Annotated in this window: 20 protein-coding genes; 6 read left to right on the plus strand and 14 right to left on the minus strand. The window is 40.6% G+C overall.

Annotated elements, in window-relative coordinates; genetic code table 11:
* Window positions 1-46: 46 nt before the first annotated feature.
* The 12 genes from J4N24_RS13260 to J4N24_RS13315 all read right to left on the minus strand — a co-directional run bounded on the left by J4N24_RS13260 (window position 47) and on the right by J4N24_RS13315 (window position 13,671).
* Complete coding sequence (locus J4N24_RS13260; protein ID WP_207534172.1) at window positions 47-2,905, minus strand: response regulator; 2,859 nt, start codon at window positions 2,903-2,905, stop codon at window positions 47-49.
* A gap of 174 nt (window positions 2,906-3,079) precedes the next feature.
* Complete coding sequence (locus tag J4N24_RS25725; protein ID WP_256439376.1) at window positions 3,080-3,484, minus strand: GreA/GreB family elongation factor; 405 nt, start codon at window positions 3,482-3,484, stop codon at window positions 3,080-3,082.
* Between the two features lie 82 nt (window positions 3,485-3,566).
* Window positions 3,567-3,965: a GreA/GreB family elongation factor gene (locus J4N24_RS13270; RefSeq protein WP_207534174.1), complete on the minus strand. Its 399-nt coding sequence runs from the start codon at window positions 3,963-3,965 to the stop codon at window positions 3,567-3,569.
* Window positions 3,966-3,971: 6 nt separating this feature from the next.
* Window positions 3,972-5,216, minus strand: coding sequence for a hypothetical protein (locus J4N24_RS13275; protein ID WP_207534175.1), 1,245 nt, complete (start codon window positions 5,214-5,216; stop codon window positions 3,972-3,974).
* Window positions 5,217-5,731: 515 nt separating this feature from the next.
* Window positions 5,732-6,967 carry a peroxiredoxin family protein gene (locus tag J4N24_RS13280; RefSeq protein ID WP_207534176.1) on the minus strand — a complete coding sequence of 412 codons (1,236 nt, stop codon included), beginning with the start codon at window positions 6,965-6,967 and terminating at the stop codon, window positions 5,732-5,734.
* 164 nt (window positions 6,968-7,131) lie between these two features.
* Complete coding sequence (locus J4N24_RS13285) at window positions 7,132-7,314, minus strand: BF3379 family histone-like protein (RefSeq protein ID WP_207423314.1); 183 nt, start codon at window positions 7,312-7,314, stop codon at window positions 7,132-7,134.
* Between the two features lie 100 nt (window positions 7,315-7,414).
* Window positions 7,415-8,233 (minus strand): universal stress protein, encoded by an 819-nt coding sequence (locus J4N24_RS13290; protein WP_207534177.1) that lies wholly within the window; start codon window positions 8,231-8,233, stop codon window positions 7,415-7,417.
* Between the two features lie 146 nt (window positions 8,234-8,379).
* Complete coding sequence (locus J4N24_RS13295; protein ID WP_207534178.1) at window positions 8,380-9,756, minus strand: aspartate kinase; 1,377 nt, start codon at window positions 9,754-9,756, stop codon at window positions 8,380-8,382.
* 114 nt (window positions 9,757-9,870) lie between these two features.
* Window positions 9,871-10,665, minus strand: coding sequence for an SDR family NAD(P)-dependent oxidoreductase (locus tag J4N24_RS13300; RefSeq protein WP_207534179.1), 795 nt, complete (start codon window positions 10,663-10,665; stop codon window positions 9,871-9,873).
* Window positions 10,666-10,680: 15 nt separating this feature from the next.
* A complete protein-coding gene (locus J4N24_RS13305) occupies window positions 10,681-11,355 on the minus strand; it encodes a type 1 glutamine amidotransferase domain-containing protein (RefSeq protein WP_207534180.1) in 675 nt (224 codons plus the stop codon).
* A 288-nt stretch (window positions 11,356-11,643) separates the two neighbouring features.
* Window positions 11,644-12,045: a Crp/Fnr family transcriptional regulator gene (locus J4N24_RS13310; protein WP_369806230.1), complete on the minus strand. Its 402-nt coding sequence runs from the start codon at window positions 12,043-12,045 to the stop codon at window positions 11,644-11,646.
* Window positions 12,046-12,231: 186 nt separating this feature from the next.
* Window positions 12,232-13,671, minus strand: coding sequence for a hypothetical protein (locus J4N24_RS13315; RefSeq protein WP_207534181.1), 1,440 nt, complete (start codon window positions 13,669-13,671; stop codon window positions 12,232-12,234).
* A 333-nt stretch (window positions 13,672-14,004) separates the two neighbouring features.
* Here J4N24_RS13315 and J4N24_RS13320 point away from each other — a divergent pair, with 333 nt between their 5' ends.
* From J4N24_RS13320 to J4N24_RS13340, 5 genes are all read left to right on the plus strand, one after another.
* Window positions 14,005-17,154: a SusC/RagA family TonB-linked outer membrane protein gene (locus J4N24_RS13320; protein WP_207534182.1), complete on the plus strand. Its 3,150-nt coding sequence runs from the start codon at window positions 14,005-14,007 to the stop codon at window positions 17,152-17,154.
* 5 nt (window positions 17,155-17,159) lie between these two features.
* On the plus strand, window positions 17,160-18,647 hold the full coding sequence (locus J4N24_RS13325; RefSeq protein ID WP_242691619.1) for a SusD/RagB family nutrient-binding outer membrane lipoprotein: 1,488 nt from the start codon (window positions 17,160-17,162) through the stop codon (window positions 18,645-18,647).
* A 13-nt stretch (window positions 18,648-18,660) separates the two neighbouring features.
* On the plus strand, window positions 18,661-19,488 hold the full coding sequence (locus J4N24_RS13330; RefSeq protein ID WP_207534183.1) for a glycerophosphodiester phosphodiesterase: 828 nt from the start codon (window positions 18,661-18,663) through the stop codon (window positions 19,486-19,488).
* A 1-nt stretch (window position 19,489) separates the two neighbouring features.
* Window positions 19,490-21,028, plus strand: coding sequence for an alkaline phosphatase family protein (locus J4N24_RS13335; protein ID WP_207534184.1), 1,539 nt, complete (start codon window positions 19,490-19,492; stop codon window positions 21,026-21,028).
* A 272-nt stretch (window positions 21,029-21,300) separates the two neighbouring features.
* Entirely contained in the window at window positions 21,301-21,675 is a 375-nt protein-coding gene (locus J4N24_RS13340; RefSeq protein WP_207534185.1) for a BLUF domain-containing protein, read from the plus strand.
* A gap of 83 nt (window positions 21,676-21,758) precedes the next feature.
* On the opposite strand, the gene J4N24_RS13345 is transcribed toward J4N24_RS13340, so the two are convergent.
* Window positions 21,759-22,781: an LLM class flavin-dependent oxidoreductase gene (locus J4N24_RS13345; RefSeq protein ID WP_207534186.1), complete on the minus strand. Its 1,023-nt coding sequence runs from the start codon at window positions 22,779-22,781 to the stop codon at window positions 21,759-21,761.
* Window positions 22,782-22,978: 197 nt separating this feature from the next.
* Here J4N24_RS13345 and metA point away from each other — a divergent pair, with 197 nt between their 5' ends.
* Window positions 22,979-23,923, plus strand: a complete 945-nt coding sequence (gene metA, locus J4N24_RS13350; RefSeq protein ID WP_207534187.1) for a homoserine O-acetyltransferase MetA — start codon at window positions 22,979-22,981, stop codon at window positions 23,921-23,923.
* A 205-nt stretch (window positions 23,924-24,128) separates the two neighbouring features.
* On the opposite strand, the gene J4N24_RS13355 is transcribed toward metA, so the two are convergent.
* Window positions 24,129-25,943, minus strand: a complete 1,815-nt coding sequence (locus J4N24_RS13355) for a chloride channel protein (RefSeq protein WP_207534188.1) — start codon at window positions 25,941-25,943, stop codon at window positions 24,129-24,131.
* Window positions 25,944-26,215: the final 272 nt, after the last annotated feature.

Genomic DNA, 26,215 nt, shown 5'->3' on the forward strand with positions numbered 1-26,215 from the left:
GAGCTTACAGGAGTTCTCCAGCTATATTTTCCAGCTACTTCACGCCCTATCTTTTCACCGGAACTGATTCAAGCACTTTTATCAAAGCATCTAAATTTATCGGTTTCGAGATGTAATCGTCCATGCCTGCTTCTATACATCTGATCCGGTCTTCAGTTAAAGCATTTGCAGTCATCGCTACAATATGAGGCTGAACAATTGAAGCGTTCTCTCTTATTACCTGAGTAGCCTCAAGACCATCCATTTCCGGCATTAGCATATCCATAAAGACAAGATCGTACTGTTTGCTATCTACCATTTCAACCGCATGCTTTCCGTTAGGTGCTACCTCAGGCTCATATCCTAACTTATTCAATATCCTTACCGCCAGTTTTTGGTTGATCAGGTTGTCTTCAGCAATTAGAATCTGTAGAGGAAACCGTTCTGCAAAATCTTCCGATAATAAAGGAGCTTTCTCTTTTGATATCTGAGGTTCATCCTTCTTTTGCTTTAGCTGCGTCTGCACTACTTTATACAATTGCTGTTGTTTTACAGGTTTTGTAAGCACAGCACTAAAAAGGTGCGGATACTTTGACATACTTTCATCTCCTATTGAACTGAGCAAAATAATGGTCTGAGAAGGAGCTATTTGTTTTATTAACTGAGCGAGCTCCACCCCGTCCATTTCAGGCATTTGCATATCTGATATAACGAGGTCAAAACTTTCTGTTTTAAGAACACTAAGAGCTTCAGCCGCAGAAAGCGCTACCTTCACCGACAACTTCCATAGTTCCAGCTGGTTTCTAAGGATAGTACAATTGTTCAAGTTATCGTCAACCACCAAAATTCGCTTACCTTCTGTTTCACGTCCAAAAGTGATATAATGCTTAACCGCACTTTCAGCTGCCTTAGATAGTATGTTGAAATAGAACGTAGTTCCCTCTCCTTCTTTACTCTTCACACCAATTTCACCGCCCATAAGTTCTACAAGCCGCTCACTTATTGCTAAACCCAAACCAGTGCCTCCATATTTCCGCGTTGTAGAGGAATCAACCTGAGAAAACGCTTTAAAAAGTTTGTTAAGTTTATCTTCAGGTATTCCAATCCCAGTATCGGACACCTCGAAGGTTATGTTCAAACTAGAATCATTACTCATTTGTTGGTATACCTTAATAAAAACCTCGCCTTCCTTCGTAAACTTAACCGCGTTACTTACCAGGTTGATAAGGATTTGTCTAAGCCTTAAACTATCGCCAATAATTGTTGCAGGTAAACGATGGTCTATTTGATAGATCAGGTCTATTCCTATCTGAGCAGCTTTTCCTGCAAATACGTCCATTACGTTCTCTACACATTGACGTAACTCAAACTCATGATGTTCTATTTCCATGTGTCCTGACTCAATCTTCGAGAAGTCTAATATATCATTTATCACACCCAGCAGTGCCTCACCACTTGTATTGATAACTTGCACATACTCTTCCTGCTCCTCACTCAGCTCGGTCTGAGCTAGTAATGAAGCCATTCCGATAACTCCATTCATAGGAGTTCGAATTTCATGACTCATAGTAGCCAGGAAAATGCTTTTCGCCTTGTCAGCTTTCTCTGCTTCTGCCTGTGCCAATTCTGCCTCATAACGTTTCGCATGAAGTTGCTCGTTCAGCAGGAGTAAAGTTTCTGACTGGACTTGTAGATCCTCCGACTGGACTTGCAACTCTTCTGACTGTGCTTGTAATTCCTCAGCCTGCGATTGCAGTTCCTCATTCATATTCTGCAAGGTTTGTGATTGCGCAAGCAGCTCTTCGTTTACCTCTTTAAGGTGCTCGGACTGATCATGTAATTGTCCGTTAAGACTAAGTACCTCCGAGTTTTTACGTTCCAGCGCTTTATTTGCCTTTTTAGCCCGGATCCATTGTCTTAATGCAACTATTCCAAGTAGAATCGCCAGAAAAAGTATTACTACAATTACCCTTAAAGTAAACTGCTGGCTTTTATAGATTTCCTGTTGCGACTCCATCAAGCGCTGTTGCCGGATGATATCTTCCTGTTGCCCACTGATCACCTTCCATTGAAGCTGCATCAGGTGAACATTAGAGGAGTCGATAACAAGCGTCGGCAGTTTATTCTCCTTTATATAAGGTCGTTTTTTTAAAATGTTGACAGCTACTTTAATTACTTCCTTTCCCCCGGTTGGATATAAAACAGAAGCATCTATCTTTCGTTCCGCTACCATCTGAATACCTCCATTCGCAGTGGGAAGCGCATCAATGCCGATAAACTTAGCATTCCGGTTTATTCCTAAAGAATCAAAAACCTGGCGGGCAGCAAAGGCCATCTCATCATTGTGAGCATAAACGGCATCTATGTTTTTTAACAATGAAAGGTTTTTAAGTAACTGATCCTTTGCCACAGACCGGTGCCAGGCACCGGATATTTTGGAAACGATCTTTATCCCAGGATAAGCCTTTACTCCTTCAGAAAATCCCTTGCCTCTATCCCTCGCAGGAGATGAATGCTCAGTTCCTGTAATTTCCAAAACCCTCGCTTTAGGCTTCAAACTTCCTAAATACTTACCGGCTATTTTTCCTATTTCAAGATTATCTCCACCTACGAAAGCAGTGTAATGATTAGATGTAGTCCTGCGATCCAATACTATAACAGGGATCCCTTTTCTGTAAGCAGCCTCCACAGCAGGAGTAAGTGGCTCAGTCTCATTAGGAGAAATTATCAAAAGGTCTAGCTTTTGAGAAGCTAGTTCTTCAATCTGACGGACTTGTGTAGCACTATTACCGTTGGCATCGCGGTAGATCAGATCAATATCCGGGTTGAAGGATAACTCCATCTGTACATCCTCCATCATCTTCTTTCGCCAATCGTCAGCACCTGTACATTGAGAAAAGCCAACAGTATATCTTACTTCCTGCATATCTCCACAGCTGAAAAGACAAAAAAACAAATACACGCAAAGGAGCCGAAAGAGCGAACGTTTTAGATCTGGCATAATAAATGGAGATGGTCTTAGTAAGTTGCCTAAGGCCTTCCTTGTTATACTGACCACCTCCACAATATGTTTCAGCTAAAAAAGCCTTTAATACCTCATCTAGGAATAAATTTTTGAAGTCCCTTCTATTCTGCTTACAGACAAAATTTTAAACCTTTCGATTTCATCACCGAACTCCCATTCAATTATGCTCCCCTCCCTGTATCCCAGAAGGGCAACGGCCAGGGGATCATAAGAAGATATTTCTATGCTTTTATCTGAACCTGTGGGTACAAGCACAATTTTAATTGTAAAATTTTGTCCTTTACTCATGTTCCATAGTAATACCTTTGAAAATAAAGAAACAACATTTGACGGAAGATTATTCCGATCTACAATCTTTGGATTAGACAATTCATTACATAACCTGTTTTGGTTGTGCGGTGTTAATAGAGTGCTTTTTTTGTAAGATTCCTTCAGAATGTGAAACTCGCTTTCAGAAAGAATGAGAGGATCATTAGTCATAAAATTTGATAAAAAGTATTAATTAAACTTGAATGATTTCTTCAATCACCTTTAACGTTTGCCAATGCTTGAGACATGAACGTCATTCAACTTGCTGTTCAATTGCGTTCTGTACTACCTTCAAAATTTTAAAGCTTTTTAACCCTCCTGGCATTTCCCACTGAACTTCGGCTCCAACCAAATATCCTAAAAGTGCTATACCCATAGGCGCAAATACCGAGATCCTATTTTTCTTCAGATTGGCTTCTGCTGGTGCTACCAGTGTAAAGCTGAACTTTTGCTTGCTGACCAGGTCTAATACTTCAACAAAAGAATTAAGCGCAACTGCATCATAGGGAAGCTTTTCCAAGGGTACCACCCTAGCATGGTGGAGTTCAAGTAGTAATTTCTTCCTGTTAAAATCCGAAAGAACAGCTTTTTGAAGATGCTGACTTAATAGGTCCATATCCTTTTGAAGGATAATTAATTGGGAATCTTTCATTTGATCTTATTTAAGTGTGTGTGTGTGTGTGTGTGTGTGTGTGTGTGTGTATAGAGCTGAGATTGTATTTCTATGATAATTCGCTAACTGAACAGACCTTGTAATTGGTTTAGCGAAAGAAAATGAACTTGCGGTAATTGCTTTGATCAGCGCAACTGTAGAAACGCAGGCGGATGCCCCTAAGGAAATAGCCCGGAGTAAATCCAGCTCTGATACTATAGGACCGGAATAAATCAGGGTAGTTGGGATACGAAGGTTTTCGAAATAATCCTTAACATTTTTAAGGATTCGATAATCAGACAATTGATCGATAGTTATAAAGTCGGGAATGATTGATGTGCATTGAATTGCCTGGGATATGGTTATTACATCCTCTTCCTTCCTCAAAGTTAAGCGCAGCCCTACCGGCTTTCCTTCTGCAAGAAAACGAAGTCGGGAAAGAATCGTTAGAATTTGAGCGAGATCTCCAACGTTCTTCTCCCAATCTCTATTTTGTTTCTCAAAACTTATCCGATTGTACTCGTCGACCCACATTCCGTATTGCCACCTCTCATCCCGCCTGATATTAATCTCGACCATCTTTATGTAGGGACGCAGGGCATTCCTCCTAAAAAACACCATTTCATCTGAAGACTCGAAATCTTTAACGCTGGATATAAGGAGCGGAAACTGCCAGATCAGGTCAGCGCCACCACGGATATGAGCAGCGCTCAAACCCGTCAAGCCTGTAAACAAACCAAATTTTCCAAGCCTGGCTCCCTGACTTGTTATATAAACTTCTTCTGAAGAAAAAGCGCCTAAAGCAGTTGAGTTTAATATGCTTAAAAAATAGGGATTAGAGCATTGTTCCGTTCCAACCTTCACTCTTGTAATGGGGGCAGTAAGTACAGTTCGAAAATCATTAGCATTGGGTGTTAAACTGTCTTGCTTCACCTGGATATTTCTGGCACGTTTCCTAACCAGCGCCTTTTCTGCAATGGTTAATGGAGGGCTTACTTCTTCTGATGCACGAGCTGTGCTCTTATCTTTGAAAAAAGCGATGGCGGCTCGGCTTGAAGAAATTGTTCCTAAAAATCTGTGTTTGGCCCCGAAATAACCTAACAAGTAAAATTGAAGGATGGAAAATAAAATAGCTAACGTTGTTAGAACGGGTCCATCTTTAACTATAGATTGGAATACAATCTGGCAATTAAATACAAAAAGCAAGACGAAACATATCTCTATTAGAGATACACGACGATATATTTTCATAAAACTTTATTAAGACAGTAAAAAAACTTTCGTTTAGAAACTGGCCCCGAGCCTGATCCTGGTCGGGGCTTAATTAATAAAGTCTTTGCTTGCTGTTCTAAAGGAGTAACCGAAATGAGAGTAAGCAGAAACCAACGTACAATACAAAGCCAGAAGAGCTCGCATTAATACTTGAAAGATTATAGCAATTTGACGTAAATAAGAGATGTACTGTATTTGGTTATTCATAAACATTTATTAATCAGCAGATAACATGAAAATATCTCGCCGGCCCCGAACCATTCTGGTAGGGGCTTAATTAATAAAGTCTTTACTGCATTGGAGGAAGGAATACATCAAATGGTTGAAACACTTCCTCAAGCCTGCATTCTTTATAAATGCAGATTCCTTAGAAGCTGTATGTTTCAGATGTACCAAAGACAATTCCCGTTAAGTTTTTTATAATAATTTCATCTATAACGCGAAGTTCTGAAAATTATTGTGAGAATGATTTCAATTTTAAGGAATACAGCCTGTTAATGCTGTATAAGAAGCTTATCCACTTCTTTATTAAACTCTTCTATAAACTCATCGTAATACTTACCCGTAGCAGGGCCATTAAATCCCGTATGAATTTTAGAAACATTTCCGCTCCTGTCGATAAAAATGGTTGTTGGATAGCTCACAAAGTTATCCAGCGCTGGAAGCGATTCAAAAATTGATTTTTTATCCGTAAGTCCCCCAACTAGCTGTTCATACTCGATCCCATATTTTTCCTTAACACGGCTTAGTACTTTCTTAAGGTAATCCGGATCTACTTTTCGTTCGTAGTGTATCGAAACCACTTCTATTCCGCGGACCTTGTTTTTCTTATACCATGGAGCAAGGAAAGCAGCTTCATCCATACAATTAGGGCACCATGTACCTGTAAGTGTTAGAATGAGGGGTTTATTCTTGAACTTTTCATCTTTAATGGAAACCATTTCCCCACTTGCATTGGGAAGGCTAAAGGTGAATCCTTGATACCCCTGTTTAAGGTGGGTTAAGGAATAAGCATCAGGTAGTTTGGCACCAGAATTCCTGGTTCCCCTAATTCTTGATGTACTTGAAGGAGTTTTTGATTCTCCGTTAAAGGTATTTGAATCAAGGAAAGATCCGGTTATCAAATTAGGCGCTATACCAATAAAAGAGGACAAGCTAAATTCCTTTCCGGAAACATCGCCCTGAAGAAAACGAGCGTCTCCCGTAGTTTTGAGAAAAGTGCCAGTAAGGCGGGATCCTTCCTGTTTAAATACACCAACTGTTTTGGTTTCCACTCCATCTGCGTTAGTAAAGACCACATCCCAAGTCCCATTCAGATCAACTTGTTGCTTAGCCGGCGAAGATGTGAAGCGATATGTTTTTCCGAATTCTGCAATAACTTCCAGAGCTTGTCCAGATTTGTCTTGCCTTCGAAAGCTCCCTGACAACCTATCCTTTCCTTCAACCTTGAAGGCCAATTCATTGTCAAATTGATCAATAGGAATTATAATAGAGTCTTTTTTAAAGATCACACGATCAGCAGGTAGACGTTCATCTCCGTTAATCAGGTAAACCTTAGGACTAGAACGACTACCTGTTACTTCAAAATTGAAGGGCACTTCCGATCCGTCCTTAAAAGAGAATGTTCCTCGCCACTTCCCTGCCTGCAGGGTGGATTGAGCATTAGAGACACTTACAGAAAAGATAAGAGAAAGGCAGCTGGTATATCTAAGAATGGAAATAAATTTCATGTTGTATTAAAACTTTATAACGTTTAACTGATACAGGAGATTACATTAAATCCACCCTTAGGAAAATATTTTCTAAGCTATTTCCCACGGAATGTTTTAGTGGCATATATACGAAAAAAGGTTGCCAGAACGCTGGCAACCTCCCAAAACAATTGTTATTGTTCTTATTCTTTTTCTTTATTTTTCAGCTCACTTACCTCTGCCCTACCTTCTTGCGCTGCATTCTTGATTTCTAAATAGGCCTTACGTAGACGAGTACCTGCAGCCTTGTTTCCTTTTTCGTAAAATGCAGTTGCATCAGCCTCTGCTGCAGCAATTAGTTCTTTTAGTTTTGCAAATGATGACATAGTTAATTTTGTTTTAATACCCCTAAGGTAGTATTTATCGCGGAATTAGAGGAATTATTGAAATTTCTGATGAGATAATCTTAATTTTTTTCATTCGCGACTATCCATCCAGGCAATTACTATTGAAAATGATGATCGGCAGATAAGTTTTCAAGGCGAAATCCTTGGTTACGCTTTTGTGAAATAAACGCTGCAGGAAGCCGTGTTTTTTACCAATTACCGAGATTATTTGAACTTGCTGGCAAGTTGCAAATTCCAGTAACCCCTCCTTTATATTCGAAACATTGATATAGTGATATTCTGGTTGCTCGCTTTCAAACATCCGCTGTAAGGTAGCCAGTTCGGAATTAACATCCGGATCGGGCTCTTCCGAAAACCAAACGTTCACGATAAGTAGTTGTGCTTTGAGCTCTTTAACAAACCATTTAACAGTGGTATCAGGGGTAAATTTGGTTACTTCATTCAGGTCTGTTGCAAGGGCAACTTTCCTGATTTCTTCAAACTTAACATTTTCTGGAATTAATATTACCGGGATAGATGATTTGGAAATAATATGCAAAGTATTACTTCCTGCTATGGCTCTTTCTATTCTGCCTTTTCCTGTTGTCGACATAACAATTAACTCTACCTTATGCCTTTGAACTAGATCTGAGACCCCATCAATAAGAAGAGAATCATTTAAGTAGGTTTCTATACCTGTACCCTTTTTCACATGAGGTATAAGCCTTTCTTTAAATCCTTCTAATAAAGTTTTTGTTTGTTTATGTACGAGAGGTAACTCGGTAGCCCGGGAGGGCAAGGCTTTAGAATGGTATAAGAGGATAGACGAAATCTGTATTGTGTTGCTCAGATTGACAGCCCAAAGAGCTGCATTGAAAGACGATTCTGAAAAATCTGTTGGGATTAAGATAGCTTTCATATCAGTTAAATGAGGAGGAACAAACCTGTAGGTAAACAGTAGCTACTTCTAAATTGATTTCGGAGGTAGGAGTTTGACTAATGTTATACCCAATATTTTGATCCTCCCTTTACTTCCGGATCTGCTAATCCGGTTGATAATCTTCCCTACCCCACTGCATCATTCAGTGCGATTATAGCAGTTTTAAATTGCTCACGGGCAATAATAAATTGAATATTTACCTTCCTTAAGGCCACCCCCGCACTGATTATATTAATCTCATTTTTAGCAAGAGCGGTAGCACTTTTTGCCAGGAGGCCAGGCTGATCCATATTTGTCCCTAGAAGACAGACCATGGCAACAGGCTCAACGGCAGTCTTCTCAAAGGCTTGTTCCAGGTCTTCGATCAATTGCTTCTTAAAATCCGATTCCCATATAACGATCGAAATGCTGTTTGCGCTTGTCGTTTTAAACGTATAACTAACATTGTGCTTTGCAAATAGTTGCATGATCTGCAGGTCGCTACCTACATTACCAACCATCAAGGGATCATAAACATCGATCAAAAGAAATTTATCAATCCCGGTGATCACTTCTACCCGCTTTAGAACAGATACATATTCCCTTGTTATAAGTGTACCTGGATGAGCAGGCTCAAAAGTGTTCTTTATTCTAAGGTTGATGCCACTAATTTCAAGAGGTTTTGAAGCTTTAGGATGGATGGCCTCCATGCCTACATCCGCTAACTGATCTGCAATATCGTAATTAGTATATCCCACAGGCTTCACGTTGTCTATTCCAACAATACCAGGATCCGCAGTAGATAAATGGTACTCCTTGTGTATAATGGCCTCTTCAGGTTTAAGAATTCCTGCAATTTTACTGAAAGTAACTTCCGAGTAGCCACGGTCGAATTCGCGCATAATACCTTCAGTTCCTTTTGCGTAACCCGTAACAATACATAAGCAGCTATTCAGATCTATTGAAGAGAAAGTCTCTTTTATGCGTTGATCAATAGTGAAAGGGCGCTGGTCACCGAAGCCGCCGAGGTCTACAAATATTGCATTGATATCCCTTTTTCTTAGAATATTACTCAGTACAAATGCAGAATGCGTTTCTCCTATTGAAGCTAGAATCTCGCGTGCGGCAAGTAAGATACCCTCCCGGCTAACATATCCAGAAGCGAGAATGTTAGCAAGGTTTTCGAGATAACCCTGCGCGGTTAGTACGTGGCTTTCAATGAATGTATTTGCTGCAGCAAGATCGAGTCCGAGATGAGAATAAGACTGGTTGATCTCCTTCAATCGTACAACCAATTGTTGGAGCGGCTGATGGAAGTCTTCATTATTAGCCAGACGGTGATAAACGCCCGGCTCAGCGGTTTTCTTATCTTCGAGGAGCAGGTTAGTAACACCGGAAAATGCCGATACAACAAAGACACGATTGTAAAGCTCTTCGCCAGACCGATTGTACAAAATGATATTATCAATCACCTCAGAAAGAGCACTCATTGAAGTACCCCCAATTTTTTCTACTGTCAACATAATTAACCTTGAAGGGGCGAAGCTATTAAATATATTCCTATTATTCCATCAGAAGCTTGTACTAGAGTAAAATGCACCTTATACAGTAAAATGTATAAGGTGCACACTTCCCAACTATATGATTGTTTTTATCGTTCCGCCTTCAACCCTGATAGCAGCTCCATTGATGGCAGATGCCAAAGGGCTAACATAATAAGCTACGGTATTGGCCACCTCCTCCACTGATGCGAAACGTTGAATCAAAGATGTTGGCCTGATATCTTTGAAGAAGTTCTGCTCGGCTTCCGGTGCTGAAATCCCAGCAGCTTCAGCCATTTCAGAAATAAAGCTTTCAATTCCTCTTGATTTTGTTGGTCCGGGTAAAATAGAATTTACTGTCACTCCTGTACCCTTTGTAAGCTCGGCCATACCGCGGCTGACTGCTATCTGCGCAGTTTTTGTCATTCCGTAATGAACCATCTCACTTGCCACCGAAACGGCCGTTTCACTTGAAATAAAAATCACCCGTCCCCAGTTGTTTTTTAACATTTTAGGGAACAGGTATCGCGATAAGCGTACACCGCTCATTACGTTCATATCAAAAAAGCGGAACCAATCCTCATCTGAGATATCTTCAAAGGGTCTTGGTTCAAATATTCCTGCATTATTTATAAGGATATCAATAGGAGGAAGATTTCTGAGTAAATCGTTTATCTCATCTACCTTTAAAAAATCGGCAGCAATACCTGAAACATTATTATTAGATGATGTTTTTTTCAAAGCTAGAACAGCTGCATCAACCGCACCCTGAGTTCTTCCATTGATAATGACTGTGGCACCTTCTGCAGCGAGGCGCCCGGCTATTGCGTAACCGATTCCAGCTGTTGATCCGCTAATGAAAGCAGTTTTATTTTTTAATTGTAAATCCATTTTATTTTTGAAAATTTATTTGTTTATAATCTCTAAAATCGCCTTCCCCACACTACTGGCAGACTGTGGGTTTTGTCCAGTAATCACTCTTGCGTCAATAGCTACATGAACTTGCCAGGGTGCAGACTTCTCAAACTTTGACCCTCGCTCTATCAATTTCGTCTCGAGAGAAAATGGCACAATCTCATTCATTTTAACTTCTGTCTCTTCTTCGTTGGTAAATGCGTTGATCTTCTTCCCCTCAATCAGATATTTGCCGTTGCTAAGCTTGATATTTACAAGACCGGCTGGTCCGTGACAAACAGCAGCCACTACTCCCCCTCTCTCGTATATATCCCGGGCAATGGCTGCCAATTTTGTATCTTCTGCTAAATCCCACATGGCGCCATGCCCTCCTGCATAAAAAATTGCATCGTATTCTGCTGCCTTCACTTGAGCAGGACTCAAGGTATTATTAATCTTATCAGAATAAACCTTATCATTCCAAAACCGGGCATTAATCTCATCAGTTAAATCGAATCCGTCTATGGGCGCCTTTCCCCCCTTCGGACTTACAAAGTCGATCTCAAATCCCGCATTTCTCAACACCTCCCAGGGATGGGAGACTTCAGATAAATAATATCCCGTAGGTTCTCCAGTAGATCCCTTTTTGTCGTGGCTAGTCACCACGAATAAAATTTTCTTTTTCATAGCTTTTGATTTTTTGATGTGGGTATTTCCTTGTGAAAGTACTGCAACTGGTGTCAGAAACAGTATAAGCGCCGTGGAGAGGCGGCGTAGAACCTTAAAATTTATATTCATAGTCTTGCTTTATTTCCTTCGCAAAATTGTAGCTAAGGCAAGACTTAGCACAGGAATGAGGTCACTAATTTGATGTGAGGTAAGTCACACCTTAAAGGGCTCCCAATCGATGGAAAAAAGATCGTTGAAACTGAAAGGTGACTAAAAGATGCTAAGGCTATCACAAAAGGAAGCCCTTTAACTGGTTAAACGACTTAAAGTCTCGCGCGAAACTCCGAGATAAGCTGCAATAAGAGATTTGGGAACGCGCTGAATTAAAGAAGGATGTTGCTGCATAAGTTGCTCATATCTCTCTTTCGCGTTATTATTCATTAATGATAAGATTCTTTGTTGAAGGGCAATATAGCCTCCATTTGATTTCCTTCTGAAGAAATGCTCGACTTTATGTATTTCGGCACACAACTTCTCGCGGTTTAAAAGCGAGAGGCAAAGTACTTCAACATCTTCAAGGCAAACTATATCAAGAGTAGCATTAGTTTGGTTGAAATAGGCTTGGTAATCGCAGATCCACCAGTCAACCATTGCAAATTGGAGGATATGTTCCTTACCGTCGGAATTAGTGAATGAAGCTTTTAGCAACCCCTTTAAAAAAAAAAATCATTAAAAACAGGGCTATCAGCTTGAATTAGAAACTGATGCTTTTTAAACTTACGCGACGTAAAATGGGATAAAATGTACTCAAATTCCTGATCCGTAAGGGGGCTGAATTTCTCTATATGACTGCGCAATTCAATGCTCATCCAACAAATTTAGCTAAACTTGGTCCTATTGAAACTTAATCACTACAAGTTTCTTATCCTGCTTGTCATAATAGGCAAACTGATGATAATTGTTAGCAACAAATACAGATGAACCATCCTCTGGAATTTTGATGGACTCTGAAAATTCTTGTATTTGCTCTGCTACAGAAAGCTTCATTTCTCCTTCAATATGTTGCCCGGAAGAAGGATTAGCAAGTGCCTTAAAGCGGGTAACTCGATTCCAGGATGCACCTCCTCCAAAAGTAGGGTAAAATGACATGCTTGCACCTCCCATTGGCATAAACCCCCCGGTTGTCTGGGTTATTTTTTTATAAGCGCCAACAGTAATTTCGTCCTGGCCATAAGAATTCCTCACAGCCGTAATAACCGGATCTCCGTTGGTAACTTTTCTCAGAAACTGCTTTGTTTTTGAAAGCTCTCTACTGGCGTTCATAGAATATACCGTTCCACCCCCATCTTGGGTTATAGGCGTGTTTCTAAAGTGAATAAGGTCTTCTGCTGCTGTATAAAATTTAGCGATTTGCTCACCAGTATTAAAGTCGTTAATGGTGATACCAAGACCTTCGGAACTGGCAAGGACAGAATACAGGCGGTCTTTTAACAGAAAAGAATTAAACTTAGAAAAGTATTCATTCTCCTGATCACTACATTTTCTTTTTACTTCCCTAATGCTTACCTCACTATTACCCAAATTAAATATCAACAACTTTAATGATTCTGGATCTTTATCCATTAATAAAATTAAGCTATCATTCCTCAAGTATAATTTATTAGGCGCATCAGCAATATCTGCTTCACACTCTATCTCTGGGTCAACTATTGCTATGTCAGCAGATTTTGATAAGCCAGAATATGAAGACAGTTCGTTCCATAAACTCCCATTTCGTAGATTTTTGTTTATTCCGTTTACTGTCAGGTCAAAGCGTACCTTATTTATTTTATCAGCTCCGGCAAATTTATAAACATTGAAGACGGCGGATTTTTTGGAGGCAGTGATGTAGAGAAAATTATTAGGAGAATTGAGTTGTCCTAGTATCTTTTCACCCTTGAATTCCAATGGCAATGTATATTCCTTAACTACCCCGGTCACCACATCTACCTCCTTATTAATTAAATTACCGAGATAGGTCGACTTTAAATAAATCTCTATTTTATCCTTGTTAATAAAGCCGCCTAGAAATTGCTCATCTCCAGCTGTCGTTTCAACGTTTTTTATGGCCTGCATCTTACTGTCAAACAAAAACACTTTCAAGCGTTCATCATTTTTCAGCAACACGCAACTGCTACTTTTGGTGGAATCGGAAATACTTTTAATCCTTATTGGGCCATGCCCTCCGCGCCAGCCAATAATCTGCTCAAAAGGTTTATCCTGACTAAATGCAAATTGACTAAAGAAAATGCATAGGGAGGTAATTAGAATTCTAATAAAAATGTGAGGGTTCACGGCTATTAAATTTATAGGGTAAAGATAAGAAGATTCTCGTAAAGATTCGATTTAAGAAACGTAGACCCGCCATTTAACAGTTTCATTGCATATTTTATCTCCTTTCATGTTTCATTGCATATTCCCCAATTGAGAACTACTTGCACACTCCTCCTAAATATTTAATTATAAACCTAAAAACAGCCGGACATTACGTTGCTGTAATATCTTTATTAATACAACTTAAACACTTAATAATTATCAGTATTTAAAGTAACATAAGGATAAAAAACCAAAAGCTAATTCCTTAACCTCCATCTCTAACCTTTGCCCTGTCATTAATCAAGCTCTTATATGATGAATTTTCTACTTACCTACGTAAAGGGTATCCTTTTACTCTTCTTTCTTTTATCGGGCGTAGCTCAAGCACAAACAGCACTGGTAAAAGGCCAGGTACTCTCTCTCGAAACTAATAAACCTTTAGCAGGGGTTTCAATAAAGGTTAAAGGTACAAATCGGGGAACCTCCTCTGATCTTGAGGGGAAATTTTCAATTAATGCTAACTCCACCGAAACCCTAATCGCTACCTTTATTGGCTATACATCGGAAGAGGTTTTAGCAAGGGAAGCGTCTGTTATCTACATGGCTTCTGAATCAAAAGCACTTAACGAGGTAGTAGTAACAGCCTTAGGTATTAAAAGAGAGGAGAAGTCCTTAGGATACGCTGCACAAAGCCTAAAAAACGATGCAGTTACCGATGCAAGAACCACTAACTGGGTGAATTCCCTTTCAGGCAAAGTTGCAGGACTCAACATTCAGGGAACTGGGTCGGGTCCTGTGTCTTCATCGCGAATTACCTTAAGAGGGGAATCTTCGCTCAACCTTGACAATAATCAGGCGCTTATTGTCGTGGACGGTATCCCTGTCAGTAATAAGATAACCGGTACTGGTTTTAAAGCTCACCTTGCTACAGACAGTCCTGTGGATTTTGGTTCAAGTATGTCTGATATCAATCCTGATGATATAGAAACCGTCACTGTACTTAAAGGCGCAGGGGCTACTGCTTTGTATGGAAGCCGTGCAGCATCAGGAGCTATTATTATCACTACTAAGTCTGGTAAAGCACAAAAAGGTATTGGTGTTACCTATAACACTACAGTAAGTTTTGACCAGGTAAATCGCTGGCCCGATTATCAGTTCGAATACGGTGAAGGTCGGACAGATAGCTATTATTCGTATGGCAACACTGCCGATGGTATGAATACCAGTACAACGGCCTCAGCAGGCCGGGCCTGGGGACCAAAATTCGATGGCCAGATGTATTATCAATACAATCCTTCTGCTGCGGATGGAATTTCAACTGAAAGGACACCTTGGGTGGCAGACAAAAATTACATTTCAGACTACTTTAAAACAGGAAGAACGCTTACTAATAGCGTAAATCTTGAGGGTGGCTCTGATAAGGGTTCGATCAGGGCGTCAATTACTCATATGACGAATGACTGGATCGTGGAGAATACTGGTTTCAAAAGATTGACTACTGCCCTATCTGCTAACTATAAATTAACAGATAAATTAAAGGTTTCAGCTAAAGCAAATTACACCAACAAGAAAAGCGATAATCTTCCATCAGCGGGTTACAATAATCAAACACTGATGTATTTCCTGATCATCGGAACGGCACCAAACATTAAGGCAGATTGGTTTAAACCCATGTGGAAACCAGGTTTGGAGGGCGTTCAACAATTCCAGCCATTTAACCCTGGACCAGATAATCCTTACATTGAGATGTATGAGGTTTTAAATACCATGAACCGTCATGGTATTGTCGGAGGTCTTACTGCAAACTATACTTTTTCCCCTAAGCTGGAACTGATGGTAAGAAGCGGACTGGATTTGGCCTTTGAATATCGTTCTCAACAACGTCCGTATAGCATTACCCGCTATCCACGAGGAATGTACAGGGAGCAAAACGTTTTTTCGAATGAGATCAATACAGACGCATTACTAACCTTTAAAGATAAGATCGGCTCCGATGTTTCCTTTAGCATTTCAGGAGGAGGAAATATAATGTCTCAAACCTATGATTTCGCTGGCATGTACGCTGATCAACTTGCACAGCCCGGCATTTATCAAATTTCGAACAGCTTAGACCAGGCCGTTGCAGATCCTCTTAAGACACGAAAGTCAATCCATAGTGCATATGGTTTGGCCCAGTTTTCATTCAAAGATAGGATCTTTGTTGATTTGACCGGAAGAAATGATTGGTCAAGCGCCTTGCCATATAAAAACAATTCTTTCTTCTATCCTTCAGTTAGTACGAGTTTCATCGCTAATGAAATATTTAATCTTCCGAAAGCTATTTCTTATGCAAAGCTTCGTTTGTCGCTTGCACAGGTAGGGAATGACACACGGCCTTACCAGGATCAGAAATACTATGACCGGATCTATAGTAACAGCTTTACCAACCCTTCTACACTTTACAATCCGGATCTTCAACCAGAAATCACTACTTCCACCGAAGCGGGTCTTGATGTACGATTGTTTCAAAACCGTCTTGGCCTGGACCTGGCAATATATAACAACAACAGTAAAAACCAAATCCTTGCTGTGCCTTTGGATCAGACTTCCGGGTATTCAAGTGCTTTGGTAAATGCAGGATTGATAAATAGCCGTGGATTGGAAGTTTCACTAAACGGAAAACCTGTAAAAGGCAAAAAGTTTAATTGGAGCACGACTTTAAACTGGGCTGCTAACAGAAGCTACGTGCGTGAATTGAGGGAAGGTATTACTAGTCAGATCCTGTATTCACACGAATCCAATGTGAGTATAGAGGCCAGGGTTGGAGGACGAATGGGAGATCTTTACGGAAAAGGATTTCAAAGAGCTCCTGACGGACAGATCATTTACACTACGGAAGGAGTTCCAGCTACACCCGACCCGCTTCTTCGTAAATGGGGAAACGCATTTCCAGATTGGAAGGCAGGTTTGATGAACGAATTTTCGTTTAAAAATGTAAGAATAAGTGCATTAATTGAGGGTCAGGCAGGCGGAAGTATGTACTCTCAAACTAATCATAAGAATAATACATTAGGAAAAACAATGGTAACCTTACCTGGCCGGGATGAAGGGATCATTGGGTTAGGAGTTGTAAAGCAGACTGATGGCTCTTTTGTTCCAAATACTACACGGGTAAAGGCAATGACCTATTATGACAACTATTATCAAATAGGTAATGCCGAGACTAACATATTCAGTACTGACTTCCTGAAATTGCGGGAAGCACGTATAGAATGGGACTTGCCTAAAAAATTATTAAATAAGGTTCATCTGAATGCAACCACCCTTGCATTGTATGGAAGAGATCTCTTCGTTATCACCAAATTCCCAGCCTTTGATCCTGAGGGTGGAAACCTGAACGCGGGTACACTTACTCCAGGCGTAGAACTGGCGCAGTTTCCCTCCGCACGCACTTTTGGTTTAAACGCAACCTTCAAATTCTAATATTCATGAAAACTTTTATTAATAAAATAGTTCTAATTGCAATTCCGTCATTCCTGCTGCTGTCGTGTACCGATAACTTTCAGGACATCAATACTGACCCCAATCGCCCAAAAAAAATTACTCCTGGTGTTATGTTGGGACAAATGCAGTATAAGATGGTAAACACGACTATTAATTCGGCCTATTCATTCGGCCATGAATTGATGCAGTATACTGCGCCTCGCAATAGTACTAGTGGGGGCGTACATCGTTATATCCTTCAACCTTCTACAGCTACCAGCTTATGGAATAACTTATACAGCCAGTTGACCGATGTGGAAGATATGTATAATATCTCCAGCCAGCTTGGGGAAGATAATTACAAAGCCATTTCGCTAATCTACAAGTCATGGAGCTACTCCATTCTCACTGATTGTTTTGGAGACATCCCCTACTCTCAGGCAAGCAAAGCTACTGAAGGCGTATTAACACCTGCCTTTGATGCTCAAAAAGATATTTACACTAATATACTTGCAGACCTGGACAGAGCTAATTCTTTATTAAATAGCTCTAAAGCTCTCACTTACGGCGGCGATATCCTTTACAGTGCAAATTCCCTTAGTGGCGCAAATAACCCCGGTATAACCAAATGGAAAAAATTTTGCAACTCCCTTCGGTTAAGGTTACTGCTTCGTATCTCAAAGCGAAATGCTGAGATAAATGTGAATGAACAGATAAATTCAATTCTAGCAAATCCTGATAAGTATCCAATATTCACAAGTAATGCAGATGAGGCTATACTTAAATATCCGAATACACTGCCTTATTACAATCCCTACTTCAATGCCCGTCAAAGTGATTGGCGCGCAGACAATTCTTATACACGCTTCTTTATAAATAAACTTAACGCAGATTCTGACCCACGCCGCACGGTCTGGGCTTATACTGTTAAGGTTGGAGACCAACAGGTTTATCAGGGAATTGAAAGTGGGTATCCTGGCTCACAGCAAAATATCCCAGAAGGTAATTCCGGTTATAATGATGGCCTGAAATCACTGCCTCAACTGGGAATAATGATGAGTTATGCCGAATTACAATTCATCCTGGCAGAGCTTGCTCTAAAAGGTTTTAATACCGGAAACACCGCAAAAAACCATTACAATGCTGGAATTACGGCTTCTATGATACAGTGGGGTGTTACCCTTCCAACCGGTTATCTTGCTAAAGAAGGAATTGCGTATGATGAGGCGGCAACACCTGAAAAACAGCTGGAACAGATCATGCTTCAAAAATGGCTGGCCTTGTTTTTCACCGACCTTCAGGCATGGTACGAAAAACGCAGAACCGGATTACCCGCAATGCCAAGAGGATCAGGAATTCCAGCACAAAACACCTTCCCCTCCAGGGCTCTCTACCCTACTTATTTACAGTCCTTAAACAATGACAACCTGCAAAAAGTATTGCAAACAATGGGAGGAGACCAAACAACGGTAAAGGTTTGGTGGGATAAATAATCAGACATAAAATATGAAGAACTTCTTAATACTCTTACTATTAGCGAGCTTTACATGTATTGAGGCTCAGACTTCCATTCAATTACCTCAAAAAGGCCTTTGCGCTCATCGGGGAGCAATGGACACCCATCCGGAAAATACGCTACCAGCTTTCAAAGAGGCAATAAGACTTGGAGCTCAAATGATAGAGTTCGATGTCCAGCTAAGTAAAGACGGCAAGCTGGTGATCATGCATGATGATTCCATTGATAGAACTACCAACGGAAGTGGTTTAATAGCAGAGATGAACTACTCGGATATAAGGAAACTGGATGCAGGAATTAAAAAATCCGAAGCATTTAAGGGGACCAAAGTTCCAAGTTTTGAAGAAACCCTGGCCCTGATGCCAAAAAACATTTGGCTTAATTGCCATTTAAAGGGACATGCGAAACTTGGAGAAATGTGCGCGAAGGTACTTAAATCTACAGGCAGACTGCATCAGGCTTTTTTAACTTGTAATGAAGAAGCTGCCGACGCTGCTGTTAAAGCAGTTCCTCAAGTCTTGATTTGCAATGCCGACAATAAATACAGGAATCAGACGGAAACTTATGCAAAGGCAACTATAGCCAGGAAAGCACAATTTATTCAGTTGTTAAGGCCAGCCAAAAACGAAGATCAGAAAGAGATTCTCCAGTTATTAAAGCAAAACGGGGTGAAGGTGAACTTCTTTTATGCTAAGTCACCAGAGGAGCTCGCATCACTATTTACCAGTGGAGTGGACTTTGTGCTCGTAAATAATCTTTCTGAAATGATGCCTGCCGCTCTCGCCACTGGAATTAAACCTGTCATTAAATCGAAATAAAATGAGAACACCCTTAATCTTGATATTCTTTTCATTCCTTGCATTCTTTTCTAAAAGTAATGCTCAAGACACCAGTAACAATAAAAGTTGGCGTACTTTGATCGTGTTCTTTGATGGCTTGAGGCCGGACTATATTACACCTGCAATTATGCCAAATCTTCACGCCTTTAAACAGAAAGGTGCTTACGGGAATCAGCATCACAGTGTTTTTCCAACTGTAACTCGTGTCAATTCATCTTCCTACTCTACCGGCTCTTATCCGGAAAAACATGGTTTAATGGGAAATACGGTATACTTCCCCGAGGTGAACCGGACTAAGGGGCTCAATACAGGCGATGCCGAGAACCTCAACAAGATAAATCAAGCAAGTGGTGGCAAACTGCTCACCTCCGTTTCTATAGGGGAAGTGCTGGCTAAAGCAGGTCAAAAAATGATGGTGTTTAGTTCAGGCTCTACCGGTCAGGCTCTTCTTCAAAATCACACCCTGAGCGGAGGTGCTATTATCAACCCGGACATGATACTACCGGCAGAAATAAAAGAAAGTGTAATACAGCAAATTGGTGTTGTTCCTGGAACAAAAGCAGAAAGGCATAGATGGGTTGCAGATGCACTTATTCATTATGGATTCGCAAATGATGGCCCTCTCGTAAATGCGATCTGGTTTTCAGATCCGGATGGAAATGCACATGAACATGGTATAGGATCACCCGAGGCTATGGCATCAATCAAAGAGGTCGACAAACAGTTTGGCAGAATAATTAATACACTAACGAGCTTAGGGAAGATTAATAACTTTAATATCTTAATCTCTACAGATCACGGTTTTGTTACTTACATCGGTAAAGAAAACTTGACAGAGTTTTTAGTAAAGCAAGGATTAAAGGAAAGCGCAGAAAGCGAGGATGTAATTGTTTCAGAAGGTGCCATTTATGTAAAAGACCACAAGGAAGAAAAGATTCGCCAGATCGTTTCAATTCTACAGCGGCAGACCTGGATTGGTGGGATCTTTACAAAAGCATCTTCTAAAGATCCATTAAAAGGCTTCGTGGATGGAACCCTATCTTTCGAATCCATTCATTGGGCCCATCCCGAGAGGGCTGCAGACATTCTCGTAGATAAAAACTGGAACGATGATAAGAATGCCTTCGGTTATGCAGGGTCCTCCTATTCAAAGGGAGTTGCAGGACATGGAAGTTTAAGTCCCTACGAAGTCCACATTCCATTCATCGTATCTGGTCCTGCTTTTAAACGCTCTTTTACCTCAAAGCTGCCAACTTCAAATGTAGACATCGTGCCTACGGTTTTAAATCTTCACGGTCTTCAGATACCGGCTTCTATGAATGGTCGAGTAGTAACGGAATTAATGAAAGGTGGGCACGCTGTTCCGAAATTCCATAAAGAAGAAATCTCTGTGCAAGCCTCTAGCTTAGAGGGTACTTATTCCCAAACGCTGTACCGGACTGTTTCTGAGAAGTATCAGTATGTAGATAAGGTCAAAGTAAGTCGGGAACCATCGCAGACGATGGGAATAAAAAAATAAGTATAATCCGGAGCCTTGGAAAAGGGCCGCCCCAAAAGAGGCCTTTCGTTTCAAAATAAAAAAGATTGAGTGAAAATGGATTTCACTCAATCTTTTTTATTGATCATCATCTTTATTGCGCTTGCTATAGGTGAGTAACAGCTATCGAAAGTAAGGCAAAAACAGCGAAGAGTGTTGCTGCAAAATATCTTCCAACAAACATATCATCGAATTCAAACTTTTATCAGGCAAGTTTGTTAAGGCTGCATTCTATTCATATTCAAAAAAAGCGGATGGCTTTATATCAACTTATTTATTCCAGTATTCCAACCAGAATTTTATCTGATCATGAGCTCGAGGAATTGCTAAACACGTCTAGGGATGCAAATTCAAAGCACGGTATTACGGGCATGCTGATCTGTTTTAAAAGCCTGTACGTGCAGTTGATAGAGGGAGAAGACACCGAGATAAAGCAGCTTTATAACAAATTGCTGGTTGATAACCGGCATTACCGGGTTCAAACTTTAAAAGAAGGAAAGATCGATAAGCGACAATTTCCGGATTGGACAATGGGTTTCGAACGCAAAGAAGTAAGTCCGGAAGAACAGAAAGAATCGCTTGATGTGTTTGCTGATAAAAGCTTGTCCCTGCTTTCCCTGTTGAGGTAGCAGCTAAATAAGTAAGAACCTTCGCCTTCGGAATCTGTCCCGCAGTTTGCGAAGGCTCCTCTTAAGCTTATATACAATTATTTTTACCTCCACCCCAGTCCAGGAGCTACATGTTCCAGGATTGATGACAGAACATGAACGTTGTATTCCACGCCGAGGGTATTAGGTATGGTCAAAAGCAGGGTATCAGCTTCCTGTATGGCTTCATCCTCTGCAAGTTCCTTAATCAGTTGATCCGGGTCTGCTGCATAACTCTTTCCGAAGATCGCTCTTTTATCTCTTTCGATGTAACCAAATTTATCACTGCCTCGTTCCTCCTGCCCGAAGTAGTACCTGTCAAGATCATTAACTAAAGCAAAAATAGAACGGCTTACAGAAACACGACCTTCATGTGGATGTCCAGCCTTCTTCCAGGCTTCTTTATAAGCCCTTATCTGTTCTGCTTGCTGTACATGAAAGGGCTTGCCATTTTCGTCAAATTTCAGAGTAGAGCTTTGCAAATGCATACCATTTTCTGCAGCCCAAACCGCTGTAGCATTAGATGCAGCCCCCCACCAGATGCGTTCTCGCAATCCTTCCGAGTGCGGTTCTAAGCGTAGAAGGCCGGGGGGATTGGGAAACATGGGGTATGGATTAGGCTGAGCAAACCCAACACCTTTGAGTTTATCCAGGAATTCCAAAGCCTTTTTTCGTCCCATATCTGCATCCGTTTCACCTTCGGCAGGCTCATAACCAAAATGACGCCAACCATCGATCACTTGTTCCGGTGAACCTCTGCTTATTCCCAGTTGTAAACGCCCTCCAGAAATAAGATCTGCAGCGCCGGCATCTTCAACCATATAAAGGGGATTCTCGTAACGCATGTCGATCACACCCGTTCCAATCTCTATTTTGCTTGTTTTTGCACCGATTGCGGATAGTAAAGGAAATGGCGATGCGAGTTGAGCAGCAAAATGGTGAACACGGAAGTAAGCTCCGTCTAATCCAATTTCTTCCGCCGCAACAGCAAGGTCGATAGATTGAAGTAAGGTATCAGCAGCTGTGCGGGTATTATAAGAAGGATGCTTGGACCAATGTCCAAACGATAGAAAACCAATTTTCTTCATCAAACAAATTTAGCAAATACCCCTACCATTTTTGTCAGCCCTCCCTTGTCCCTTTATCAGAATAAAGTAAGATCTGTGGTTCGAGGATAAGGCAAAGTATTAGAATTGCCATTTAATAGTCAGAGACGTTGCTAAGTTTAGAGTTCATGCGTATTATTCTTATTTTTGCAGCCTTAATAAAAACAAGGGAGAGGTAAATGCCAGTTAAGATTCCGAATAATTTGCCAGCGATAGAGCTTTTAAAGAAGGAAAATATATTTGTAATGAGTGAGCTGAGAGCGAATACACAAGATATTCGCCCTATGCGTGTCCTTATCCTCAATCTAATGCCTCTAAAAATTACTGCAGAAACGGACTTCGTTCGCTTATTGTCTAACAATCCTTTGCAGGTTGAAGTGGAGTTTTTAAGATTGGATTCGCACACTTCTAAAAACATTTCCGAAGAACACCTGGAGATGTTTTATAAAGGCTTTGGTGAAATTAAAGAGAACTTCTACGATGGTCTCATCATTACCGGTGCTCCTGTGGAAATGCTCAGATTTGAAGAGGTTACTTACTGGAATGAGATCACTCAGATCTTCGACTGGGCTAGAAAACACGTTACTTCGACGCTGTATATCTGCTGGGCATCTCAAGCGGCGCTATACCACTTCTATGGTGTAGAGAAAAAGCCGTTGGAGAAAAAATTGTCTGGAGTATTTAAGCATACTGCTACTGAAAAAGGTCATTCCCTGTTAAGAGGGTTTGATGACGAGTTTTTCATTCCACATAGCAGGCATACTACTATTGCAAAATCTGATCTTTCCGGCAAGGACGATCTTCGCATTCTTGCTGAATCTCCTGATGCAGGGGTTGCTATTGTATATTCCCGGGGTGGCCGGGAATTTTATCTTACCGGTCATTCAGAGTACTCTCCTCTGACCCTTCATGAGGAGTATGTGAGAGACGTGAAGAAAGGCCTTGAGGTTCCGGTTCCGAAGAATTATTACCGGGATGATAATCCAGAGAATACACCACTCGTTTGCTGGACCAGCCATGCGAACTTGTTGTTCAATAACTGGCTCAACTATTTTGTTTATCAGGAAACTCCGTATGATTTGGAAGATGTTGCCAAGCTTGGTGATATTTCTCAGAACGGTTAAAAATATAAGTGAAAGAGAAGTAAAAGTGACGAGAATCATCTAGGAATTTAGATGAGAGCTCAATAGGTTTGACTCATTATTCAATTCGTCAGAATTTTGATATAGGTATAGGTAGACGCCGCACTCTCATAGTGTGGCGTTTTATTTATGGAGCTAATTCTGCACAGAAGAATATTAATGGTCTTAGAAGTTCTCACCTTCCACTTCACATTTCCGAATGCTCCTTAAGTATCTCCCTGTAGGTGTTTAAAAAAGTGGATTTAGATATAAATCCAACGAACCGGTCATCTGGATTAAGCACGGGTAAAACCCAAACCCCTGATTGGTCAAACTTATCGGCCACTACGGTCATATCCTCATCCTCATATACTACCACCGGAGGAAACTTTACGAGTTGACCCAGACCGATTTCCGAGCGTTTAATTTCATCAAAAAGAATGGGACGTAACTCGTCCACTGAAATAGTTCCAGCAAGGTGTTGATTTTCATCCAAAACTGCAACCAAATTTCTCCTTCCGGATTTAATAACTTCTATTAAGTCATTTACTGAAGAATGAATAGCAATCTTTGAAACGTCCTTCTCAAGTAGTGATGATATATTAATGAGGAGCAACAGGTTCTTATCATACTCGTGCGTAAAGATCTTCCCACTATCAGCGAGATCTTTTAAATCTGGAGAAATTGCAGAAAACCACTTGGCTATTAAAAAGGAAATTACACAAACCATCATAAGCGGCAGAAATAGATCGTAGCCGGAGCTGGATTCGGCTATCAGGAAAATTGCGGTTAAAGGAGCATAAAGTACGCCGCTCATAACCCCTGCCATACCTACGATAATCAAATTAGTAACTGGAACATTATCGATACCTAATTGAATACATATGGTAGCAAAGAGATAGCCGACCACCCCTCCTGCAAATAAAGATGGGGCAAAATTACCGCCATTGCCACCACTATGGATGGTAATGGAAGCGGCAAAGGCCTTGAATAAGCAAACTAAAGCAAAGAAAATAATAACGATCCAGTTACCCAGATCCAGATATCTGAAAAAGCTGTATTCAATAATTACCATAATCTTACCATTGATCATGTCCTTAATGCTCTGATAGCCTTCGCCAAATAAAGGAGGAAAGAGAAGACATAGCATAGAGAGAATCACTCCACCGGCAATCGCTTTCTGCAGGCGGGAAAGCTGCAGCTGTTTAAAATAATGTTCCACTTTCTGGGATATCACCACGAAATAGCGGGCGTAGAGGCCGCAAACAATTCCAAGGGCCAGGTAGAAAACGATGTTGTGGTAATCAAAGGAATGCCTCCTTCCAAATTGGAAAAGCGTCTCTTCATTTAAAATTACTTTTGAAAGTAGACTGCCACAAACAGCAGAAACTACTAAGGGAATAAAATCTGTAAAAACTACTCCGGTCAAGAGGATTTCGAAAGCAAACATCATTCCGGCTATAGGAGCATTGAATGCAGCCGCAATTCCGGCAGTGGCTCCAGCTGCAAGAAGAAGTGTTCTGTCTTTATAACTTAACTTATAGGTTTGTGCAAAATTGGATCCTATAGCAGATCCTGTAACTGCGATCGGGCTTTCTAACCCTGCAGAACCACCAAAGCCAACAGTTATTGCACTTTGAATAATCTGAGAATACATTTTAACAGGAGCAACATTACTCGAATTCTTTGCAATTTCGTAGAGGATCGCCGGGATCCCCTTCCTGTCCTGACCTTTGAAGATAAAGATCACGATTAATGAAGTAAATACCAGGCCGACGAATGGTAAGCAGGCATAATAGAAGATTTGTTCCTCAAAAATTACTTTCCGGGTAATTAAATTATGAATACTATGTACAAGCACCTTTAAAAACACCCCTGCTAAGCCAGCAGAACAACCAACCAGAACACCCGATAATAGGAGAAAATGATTTCTTGATAAGTTGTATTTCAGCCAGTAGAACAATATCTCATGAGCTCTCACTTTTTCAGTAGAAATAGGCCTCCGGCCAGAGAAGCGCCTCACTAATTTTAAATATTGTCTTAACCGTTTAAAATGTTTCAAATTACAATCAGTAAACCGCTGTTACCTTCGAAGGAATGATAATCTGGGATGAGAGATAAATGAATATAAGAACAATAAGTTTTACCTAATGGCTCATATTTCAGGTCTTGGTACCAGGATCATTATTCAGCAATGACCTTTACAAATAAGAGAGTTAAAAATTAAAAAAAAATTAAAGTTTATCGGCAGAGGGGAATACAAAAAACAGAAAGTGGTAGCTGTATGAATATGAA

The organism is Desertivirga arenae (genome assembly GCF_017355785.1).
In the GTDB taxonomy this organism is placed as follows: domain Bacteria; phylum Bacteroidota; class Bacteroidia; order Sphingobacteriales; family Sphingobacteriaceae; genus Desertivirga; species Desertivirga arenae.

What these genes read in the sequence shown, in the direction of transcription:
- J4N24_RS13320 (WP_207534182.1), top strand. Translation starts at nt 14,005, where the DNA reads ATGATGAATTTTCTACTTACCTACGTAAAGGGTATCCTTTTACTCTTC.
- J4N24_RS13260 (WP_207534172.1), bottom strand. Translation starts at nt 2,905, where the DNA reads ATGCAGGAAGTAAGATATACTGTTGGCTTTTCTCAATGTACAGGTGCT.
- J4N24_RS13270 (WP_207534174.1), bottom strand. Translation starts at nt 3,965, where the DNA reads ATGAAAGATTCCCAATTAATTATCCTTCAAAAGGATATGGACCTATTA.
- metA (WP_207534187.1), top strand. Translation starts at nt 22,979, where the DNA reads ATGCCAGTTAAGATTCCGAATAATTTGCCAGCGATAGAGCTTTTAAAG.
- J4N24_RS13335 (WP_207534184.1), top strand. Translation starts at nt 19,490, where the DNA reads ATGAGAACACCCTTAATCTTGATATTCTTTTCATTCCTTGCATTCTTT.
- J4N24_RS13275 (WP_207534175.1), bottom strand. Translation starts at nt 5,216, where the DNA reads ATGAAAATATATCGTCGTGTATCTCTAATAGAGATATGTTTCGTCTTG.
- J4N24_RS13290 (WP_207534177.1), bottom strand. Translation starts at nt 8,233, where the DNA reads ATGAAAGCTATCTTAATCCCAACAGATTTTTCAGAATCGTCTTTCAAT.
- J4N24_RS25725 (WP_256439376.1), bottom strand. Translation starts at nt 3,484, where the DNA reads ATGACTAATGATCCTCTCATTCTTTCTGAAAGCGAGTTTCACATTCTG.
- J4N24_RS13345 (WP_207534186.1), bottom strand. Translation starts at nt 22,781, where the DNA reads ATGAAGAAAATTGGTTTTCTATCGTTTGGACATTGGTCCAAGCATCCT.
- J4N24_RS13330 (WP_207534183.1), top strand. Translation starts at nt 18,661, where the DNA reads ATGAAGAACTTCTTAATACTCTTACTATTAGCGAGCTTTACATGTATT.
- J4N24_RS13300 (WP_207534179.1), bottom strand. Translation starts at nt 10,665, where the DNA reads ATGGATTTACAATTAAAAAATAAAACTGCTTTCATTAGCGGATCAACA.
- J4N24_RS13325 (WP_242691619.1), top strand. Translation starts at nt 17,160, where the DNA reads ATGAAAACTTTTATTAATAAAATAGTTCTAATTGCAATTCCGTCATTC.
- J4N24_RS13305 (WP_207534180.1), bottom strand. Translation starts at nt 11,355, where the DNA reads ATGAAAAAGAAAATTTTATTCGTGGTGACTAGCCACGACAAAAAGGGA.
- J4N24_RS13280 (WP_207534176.1), bottom strand. Translation starts at nt 6,967, where the DNA reads ATGAAATTTATTTCCATTCTTAGATATACCAGCTGCCTTTCTCTTATC.
- J4N24_RS13340 (WP_207534185.1), top strand. Translation starts at nt 21,301, where the DNA reads ATGGCTTTATATCAACTTATTTATTCCAGTATTCCAACCAGAATTTTA.
- J4N24_RS13285 (WP_207423314.1), bottom strand. Translation starts at nt 7,314, where the DNA reads ATGTCATCATTTGCAAAACTAAAAGAACTAATTGCTGCAGCAGAGGCT.
- J4N24_RS13295 (WP_207534178.1), bottom strand. Translation starts at nt 9,756, where the DNA reads ATGTTGACAGTAGAAAAAATTGGGGGTACTTCAATGAGTGCTCTTTCT.